6 protein-coding genes are annotated in these 7,786 nt (G+C 70.7%); 4 read left to right on the top strand and 2 right to left on the bottom strand.

Annotated elements, in window-relative coordinates; genetic code table 11:
* The first annotated feature begins 398 nt into the window (after nt 1-398).
* Nucleotides 399-674: a hypothetical protein gene (locus tag ACOTKD_RS01910; RefSeq protein ID WP_424887041.1), complete on the top strand. Its 276-nt coding sequence runs from the start codon at nt 399-401 to the stop codon at nt 672-674.
* A gap of 100 nt (nt 675-774) precedes the next feature.
* On the opposite strand, the gene ACOTKD_RS01905 is transcribed toward ACOTKD_RS01910, so the two are convergent.
* On the bottom strand, nt 775-1,650 hold the full coding sequence (locus ACOTKD_RS01905) for a methyltransferase domain-containing protein (protein WP_424887040.1): 876 nt from the start codon (nt 1,648-1,650) through the stop codon (nt 775-777).
* Between the two features lie 639 nt (nt 1,651-2,289).
* Between ACOTKD_RS01905 and ACOTKD_RS01900 the strand changes: the two genes are divergently transcribed.
* Nucleotides 2,290-3,741: an amidase gene (locus tag ACOTKD_RS01900; RefSeq protein WP_424887039.1), complete on the top strand. Its 1,452-nt coding sequence runs from the start codon at nt 2,290-2,292 to the stop codon at nt 3,739-3,741.
* A gap of 530 nt (nt 3,742-4,271) precedes the next feature.
* Here ACOTKD_RS01900 and ACOTKD_RS01895 read toward each other — a convergent pair.
* The gene (locus tag ACOTKD_RS01895) at nt 4,272-4,763 is read right to left on the bottom strand and encodes a hypothetical protein (protein ID WP_424887038.1); all 492 of its coding nucleotides are present in this window, start codon (nt 4,761-4,763) and stop codon (nt 4,272-4,274) included.
* Nucleotides 4,764-5,007: 244 nt separating this feature from the next.
* Here ACOTKD_RS01895 and ACOTKD_RS01890 point away from each other — a divergent pair, with 244 nt between their 5' ends.
* Together ACOTKD_RS01890 and ACOTKD_RS01885 are read left to right on the top strand one after the other, a co-directional pair.
* On the top strand, nt 5,008-5,736 hold the full coding sequence (locus ACOTKD_RS01890) for an HAD family hydrolase (RefSeq protein WP_424887037.1): 729 nt from the start codon (nt 5,008-5,010) through the stop codon (nt 5,734-5,736).
* A gap of 631 nt (nt 5,737-6,367) precedes the next feature.
* Nucleotides 6,368-7,525, top strand: a complete 1,158-nt coding sequence (locus ACOTKD_RS01885; protein WP_424887036.1) for an AI-2E family transporter — start codon at nt 6,368-6,370, stop codon at nt 7,523-7,525.
* The last annotated feature ends 261 nt before the right edge of the window (nt 7,526-7,786 follow it).

Below are 7,786 nucleotides of genomic sequence, written 5' to 3'. Positions count from 1 at the left end.
CCTGGCCCCCGCCCCCCCCTGGTGGGCCCCCCTCGACACCCTGGGGCGGCCGCACGTCGGTGTGGCTGCTGCAGATCCCCGCTCACTTCGCCGGGCCCGGCAGGTGCAGTGACGTGAAGCGCCGCCGGGACACAGACACCTCCCGCCGGCTGCGGGGGAGTGGGGACGGAAGGTGTCCCGGCGCTGCACGCCGCCGCGGCGCGGCGATCCGGGCGCAGGTGGCTGGTCCGGCCGTCAGGCTCGTGATGGCGTAGACGATGGTGATGCCGGTCTTGCCGGTCTTGCGGTCGGTGCGGCGGCGTTTTTCTGGATGGCCTGGCGGGCGGCGGGGAACAGCAGGTTCTTGACAGCAGGTTCTTGACGGTGGCGACCTTGATGCGGCGGATCTCGGATCGTCCGTGACTGGTCTGCTTGGTGCGGCCCAGCAGCGGGATGTCCTTCCAGGGCAGGGATGCCAGCCGTCGGCGCAGGTGCTTCTGGTTTCCCTTGACGATCACGATGTAGTGGGCCTTGCGGCCCAGCAGGTAGGCGGCGTGCTCGCGCTGGATGTGCATCGCATCGGCGGTGATCACCGTCCCGGCCAGGTCGGCGACGGTGTCCAGAAGGCGCTGGAATCAGGTGATCTCGTTGGTCTTCTCACGGACGTCCATCTGGGCCGGCCCCAGCTCCGGTGACGGGCGGCACGCATCTGCGCGAGCTGCCTGACCTCCTCGACGAACAGCGTTGTGGTGGGTCGGACAACGCCTGGATCCGCACCTGACCGAGCGCCGGAGGCTACTCGGCCGGACGGCGTCCCCAGGCCGAGATCAGCGGCGCGAGCGTCAGGTCGAGTTCGCCCGCGTCAATGGCGGCCAAGTGCGCGTCGATCTCGGCGTCGTCGGCCAGGCCGGCTGTGAGCAGCTCGCCGCGCACGTGCCGGATGGTCGCCGCCTCCAGCCGGTCGCAGGCCGGCCCGCCGACCGGGAAAGAGCCCGCCGCGGCGACATCGACCAAACCGGCCTCACGCAAGGCCCGCGGCAATGTCCGGCCGTAGCGCAGGTCCGCGCCGCGGCGCGCCAGCAGCTCCCGGACCGCGTCGCGCAGCCGGTTGGCCCGCTGCTGCGCAGGGCCGCTGTCGTCCAGGCATGCCAGTGGCTGCAGAGCGGTATCGGCGTCCTCGATCAGCAGCCAGCCGCCGGGCCGTAGCGCTGCCGCCATCGTGGCCAACGCGCGGGCCCGGTCGGGTACATGGACCAGCACGAGCCGGGCGTGCACCAGATCGAACGTCCCCGGCTCCGGGGGCGGATCCGCGGCGACGTCGTGCCGGCGCACCTCGTACCCGTCGCCTGCCTTCAGCCACGACGGGTCGATGTCCGTGGCCAGCACGTGCCCGGTCGGGCCGACGGCCGCCGCGAGCGCCTCCGGGATGCCGGGGCCACCGGCCCCCACTTCCCAGCAGCGCGAGCCGGCCTTGACCCCCAGCCGGTCGAAGTGCCCGCGCGTCACGCTGTCGAACAGCTCGGCCAGCCAGACGAATCGCTCGCCCGCCTCGGCGCGCGCGTTGTCCAGCAGGTACCCGCGGGCGGGAGCGGGCTCTCCACCGAATGCGGTAGTCCTGCCTATCGGATCCGGTCGGCTACCGACGTGCGGCGGGCGGGGTGAGGAGGTCATGACTACATGGTCAGCCTTCCCAGGTCACCTGCGCCACGACGCCGAGAGAGGGATGCCTCACACAGCCGGCGAACCCCGCGCGTCCTACAGCACGGTTGTGCACTGTGACGCGCCGGAAGGGGGACGTGTATTCGACCCTCACAGCCGTCGGACGCCCTGCGACTGCGCCGAAGCCCTGGGACGGGCACTGCTACCGCGACAGCCGCGCCGCACTTCACGCCGCAGCTCATGCCATGGCCCTGGTCGCGGGCGGTCGAGCCGCCCCGGACCTTGCCTGCCAGGCACCCCGCGTCATCGCCGAATGCGAGGGCGACACCGAATCCGCTGCGGACGCCATCCGCGGTCACCATGCCGTTGTCCTTCCGCCGCTCGAAGGGCCCCGCACGATGCCGGCCAGCGGCGCCCGCGCCGTGGCCGCTGCCCTCCGGGAGGCGGCCGCGATTCCCCGGCGCGGCGATGAGGAGTGGGCCGCGTGCGCCGAACTGCTCGCCAAGGCACTCCGCGGTGATGCCTGGATCGGCAAGCCCCCCCCCATGCCCCCACTCACTCTTCGCGCAATCCCACATGAGCTGAGACAGGTATCCCGTTGCGCGAAGTGGTATTTCGTGGCTTCTCCCAGAGGCCAGTACGGTCCGATCCATGGAACGGAATTTTCAGACGGCCGAAGAACTCGCAACTGCCTTGCGTGCCGGTGAAGTGACCTCGGTGGAACTGACCGACGAGGCGATCGCCCGTATCGAGCGGGACGACATGGAGATCAACGCGATCTGTGTGCCGGACTTCGACCGTGCGCGGGCCGCCGCGCGCGATGCCGACCAGGCGCGCGCCCGCGGTGAGGACCGGCCGCTGCTCGGCATCCCGGTGACGGTCAAGGAGTCGTACAACATGACTGGGGTGCCCACGACCTGGGGCATGCCGTCACAGGCGAACTTCATGCCTACCGAGGACGCGGTCCAGGTGTCGCGGCTCAAGGCCGCGGGCGCGGTGGTGCTGGGTAAGACCAATGTGCCGGTGGGGCTGCAGGACATCCAGAGCTTCAACGAGATCTACGGCACCACCAACAACCCGTGGGACCACGGTCGCACGTCGGGTGGGTCCTCGGGCGGATCGGCGGCGGCCCTGGCGTGCGGGTTCGGCGCGCTGTCCATCGGCTCCGACCTCGCCGGCTCGCTGCGCACCCCCGCGCATTTCTGCGGCATCTACGCGCACAAGCCGACACTCGGGCTGGTGGCGACCCGCGGCATGGTCGCGCCGCCGGCACCGCCATTGCCGGTCGACCTCGACCTCGCCGTCGCCGGTCCGATGGCGCGCACCGCCCGCGACCTCACGCTCCTGCTCGACGTCATGGCCGGACCGGACCCGCTGACGCACGGCAAGGCGTACGACTTGACGCTGCCGCCGGCGCGCCACGAGCGGCTCGGCGACTTCCGGGTCCTGGTGCTCGAAGACCATCCGCTCATTCCGACCGGATCCGCCGTGCGGGCGGGCGTGAACCGGGTGGCCGACGCGCTTGCCGACGGTGGCGCTCGCGTCGAACGGCACAGTCCGCTGCTGCCCGATCCGGCCGAAGCCGCGGTGCTCTACATGCAGTTGCTGTGCTCGGGCTCCGTCGCACGTTTTCCCATCGAATCGTACGAGCAGCTGCGGACCCAGGCCGCCGGACTGAGCGCAGACGACCGGAGCCTCGATGCGGCGCGGCTGCGCGGGATAGTGCTCAGCCACCGCGACTGGATGGAGGTGAACGGCCGTCGCGAGCTCCACCGCCACGGCTGGCGGCAGTTCTTCGCCGAGTTCGATGCGGTGGTGTGTCCGATCACGCCCACTCCCGCGTTCCCTCACGACCACAAGCCCAATCCGATGGAACGCCTGATCGACATCGACGGTGCCGAGTACCCGTACTTCGACCAGCTCGTCTGGGCCGGTCTGGCCACCATGCCCGGCCTGCCCGCCACCGCTGTGCCGGCGGGCCGGTCCCCCGAGGGCCTGCCGGTGGGAGTGCAGCTCATCGGTCCGATGTTCGAGGACCGCACCCCGCTGCGGCTGGCTGAACTGCTCGAGCAGAAGATCGGCGGCTTCCAGGCACCGAAGTAGGGCGTCGTACCCCCGGGTGTCCGTCGAGGATGAGGTGCGGATGACGAGCGAGGGGCGAGGCCTGGACCCGACGCTCGCGGCCTGGTCCTGACGCTCGCGGCCCGGCACGCGGGACCGGCCATGCCGGCCGTCCAGTCGCCTCGGCAGTCGGATCGTGTCCGGCATCGGACGCGAAGCCTTCGCGTCCGATGCCGAACACCGAAGGTCCACCAGGGATGTTGTCCCTCCACTGACCAGCGGGAACAACCGCCACGGCTCCCTTCCGGCGTATTGGGTTCCCACCCCGAGAGCGGCCGACCGCGAGGTCTCCAGCAACAGTGCACCGGTCGTGGTGTCCGTGCCGCGTTGCTGTATGGCAGTGAGCTGGGGGAGGAGTTCGACGACGAGCGGGGCGAGGGAGTGGTCCCAGTGGCTGCGGGGCGTCCATGACTGCTTCCACTGCCGCAGCCGCTCCCTCCAACAACCTGTCCCTGACCCTGGCGGCGTCCACTGACACCGGCCCTGCCCCCGGTGGCGGATGGCGGGCGCCTTCACTCCACGCAGCCTCCTCTCGCCCGTGTGTCCACGGGCGGCGGCTCGACCTCCAGCCAGCGGTGCCGACGTGCTCCGCGGTACTCCAGGACCTGCCAGCCGAGGTCCTCAAGGGCCTGGGCGCAGCGCTGGAGCTGCTCGTGCTGCTCATGGACGGCCTTGCTGCCGGGTGGACCGAGCCATTCCACTCGGAGGACTCCGTCGACGTGGCTCACGCGGTAGCCGGCGGCGGTGCGCCGGCTGTCGGGGCCGACGGCGGACGCGGGGAGCCCGGCCGCCTCCAAGGCGAGGGCGACGGCACGCAACGGCTGACGGCGTTCCCATTCCGCCGGAACGGTCACAGGCTGACCAGCCGCTGGATTCATCACCCTGCGGATCTGCCACAGCCCGTCCATGGCCTGCCGCACGGCGGCCGCCCGGTCTTCGGCACTCTGCTCGAAACCGGACGAGCACTCGTCCCCGGTGGCGGCGCGAAAGCCCTCCTCGGTCACGGTGTGTACCCCCTTGTCAGGTGTGAGATCTGGGACCGGGCATGCTGTCCGGCCCTGTTGGAGTCCCATCCTGCTGTCAGGGTCGGACACCGCCACCGGCATCCACGTCATCGACTGGCGCCAGGCCCGGCGCCGCCGCGACGGCGTACCCTCCTGGCGCCAGGCCCGCGAACAAGCCCGGCGCCGGTCCGACACCCCGCCGATCCGGCCCGCACCGCCCATCCCGAGCCGCTACAGTCCCTGCGTGCATGCACCGAGGGGACAGACGGGCCACCCGCAAGCAGCCGGCGCCGGACCGCCGCGCAAACCGCCCTTGGCGCTCTTCGATCTCGACAACACCCTCGTGGACCGCACGGCGGGCCTGCGGCAGTGGGCCGAAGAGTTCACCCGTGAACGGGGACTGGGCACGACGGCCGTCGAGTGGATCATCGAGGCCGATGACAACGGCCTCAAGCCCCGAGACCGCTTCTTCGCCGGGATCCGAGACCGGTTCCGGATCGGTGACAATGCCGAAGTCCTGCACCACGCCTACCAGCAGCGGTACCCGCTCTTCCTCCGGTGCCCCCAGCACGTCCTCGACCAGATCACACAGCTCCGCGAATCCGGGTGGCGGGTCGGAGTCCTCACCAACGGCCTGACCCTCACCCAGGGCGCCGTGCTGGAACACACCGGACTCGCCCGGTACCTCGACGGTTGGTGCATCTCCGAGGAGGCGGGCATCCGTAAGCCCGATCCCGGAATCTTCGCCCTGGCCGCCGAACGCTGCGGCAGCGACCTGACCGCAGGCTGGATGTGCGGCGACTCTCCCGACGCCGACATCATCGGTGCCAGGCTTGTGGGACTGCATACCATCTGGATCCGGCACGGACGCACCTGGCCCGCTTTCACGCCGCAACCCGACCGGACCGTCGACAGCATCACGGAAGCGCTCCAAGCCCTGCGCAAGACCGGCTCGCCTGTCCGCCCCGGATAGCGCATGGCCTTGCCGGCCAGGCCTGCCGATCAGCGGTCGGCCACCGGTGTCCCGCTCGCCGGCCACGGACTCCGGCAGCCGCTTGGGCAGCAGCTGGAGCAACCCGCCCTCGCCGGTCAGCTGCAGGTCCTTCCTCCGTCCCGGACGTCTACGGCGCTCGGGGCCTTGAGGTCCGGGCGTGCCGTGCCTGCCCGCCGTTGGAGAGCAACTCGTCGGACAGGGCTCGGCAATGCGCCTTGGCGCCCCGCGACTGCTCCGTAGTGGCCTTGCTCCGGACGCTGAGCGTTTCGATGTCGTGAGCGGCGCGGTAGTGCTCGAAAGTGCGGCCGTGTCCGACCGAAAGGTCCTTGAGCCGCTGCTCAAATCCCTCGGTCGGGCAGCCGCGCTCGTGCATCAGCCGTGCACCGGCGAGACGACCAAGTGGCCCGCGTCCGGTCGTACTCCGGGCCGAAGCGCTCGCGGAGGCGACGGCGCCGGGCGATCAGCACGGCGCCCGCCGCGACCGGACCGGCCACTACGGCGATCGGGATGATGATCTCCAGGAGTATCCCTGTCGACACGGAGCCGCACCGCCTTGTGCGTGCCGTTTAAACACCGATCTATGCAGATCTGCCATGCTATTGGGCGGTCGATGATCATTCGACTGTGGAGCAGGAGAAGGGCGGAAGCGCTGGCCGGGAAGGGCTTCGAACGCGGTGGTGCGGCGTCCGGCGATGCCGCGGACGACCCGCGGCAGCCGCATGGCGGGCACGGCCTCCGGGTGCGGCCGACGTCGTCGTGGTTCGCCACCGCGTTCAGCGTCGGCCTGGGCCTGACCCTGGCCTACACGATGCTGGAGACCGTGCTGCGGATCAGCGGGATCCTCACCCTCCTGCTGCTCGCACTGTTCGTGGCGATCAGTCTGGAGCCGGTGGTGGCATGGCTGGCGCGACGCCGGCTCGGCCGGGGCCCCGCGGTGATCCTCGTGGTCATCGGCCTGCTCGCCGTACTGGCCGGTTTCCTGGCGCTCGTCGTTCCCGTGATCTCCAACGAGATCTCCGGCTTCGCCGAGGCCGTGCCGAAGTGGCTCAAGCAGCTCCACGACCACCACTCCACCCTCGGCCGCCTGGAAGACCGCTACCACCTGGTCTCCAGGGCCCGCGCGCAGCTCGGAGCGGGTGCCGGCCAGGCGGTGATCGGGGGGCTGCTCGGGGCCGGTCACATCGTCATCAGCGCCGTGACCGGCACGGCCCTGGTGGTCGTGGTGACCGTCTACCTCATGGTGGGCATGGAGCAGCTGAAGCGCTTCGCCTACCGCTTCGTCCCGCTCAGCCGGCGGGCCGGTGTGGTCGGTCTCAGCGAGAGGATCCTGCTGCGGGTCGGACGGTACATGCTGGGCAATGTGATTACGTCGGCGATCGCGGGCCTGGCCACGTTCCTGTGGTGTGTGGCGCTGGACGTGCCGTACGCGGCCGTGCTCGGCATGTTCGTCGCCCTGATGGACATGGTGCCGGTGGTCGGCTCGACCATCGGCGGTGTGGTGGTCAGCCTGGTCGCCCTCGCGGTGTCCTTCCCGGTCGCCCTGGGCACGGCGGGCTTCTACACCGGCTTCCGGCTGGCCGAGGACTACCTGATCATGCCGAGGGCCATGACGTACGCCGTCAATGTGCACCCCATCGTCACGGTCGTCGCCGTCGTGATCGGTGGCGCGCTGCTGGGAGTGATCGGTGCGCTCATCGCCATCCCGGTCGCGGCCGGCCTCGGGATCGTGCTGGAGGAGTCCGTCTTTCCACGGATCGACACGATGTGAGGGGTGCCGGGCCCGATCGGCGGGGGTATTGCCCAACCCCCGGCCGCTGCCTGCTCTGCTGCGGCCTCGACGCACCTCGGACTCGCCCACGGTGCGTCATAGGCAGCCCCGGCGGGGCGGCGTTCGCGTTCCGGCCCGGAGACCGGGACGGCGTTCTTCCCGGCTTCCCGGTATAGATGCGAGGGGCCCGGTACCACGGACGCGGCCGGCGGGGCCGGCGGCCAACTGATACCCACGTTCGCCTGCCCCGTCAGGACTTCG

The organism is Streptomyces sp. XH2 (genome assembly GCF_049725035.1).
In the GTDB taxonomy this organism is placed as follows: domain Bacteria; phylum Actinomycetota; class Actinomycetes; order Streptomycetales; family Streptomycetaceae; genus Streptomyces; species Streptomyces roseoverticillatus.
The sequence above is the reverse complement of the archived record's forward strand: the minus strand, read 5'-3'. Positions and strand labels throughout refer to the sequence as shown.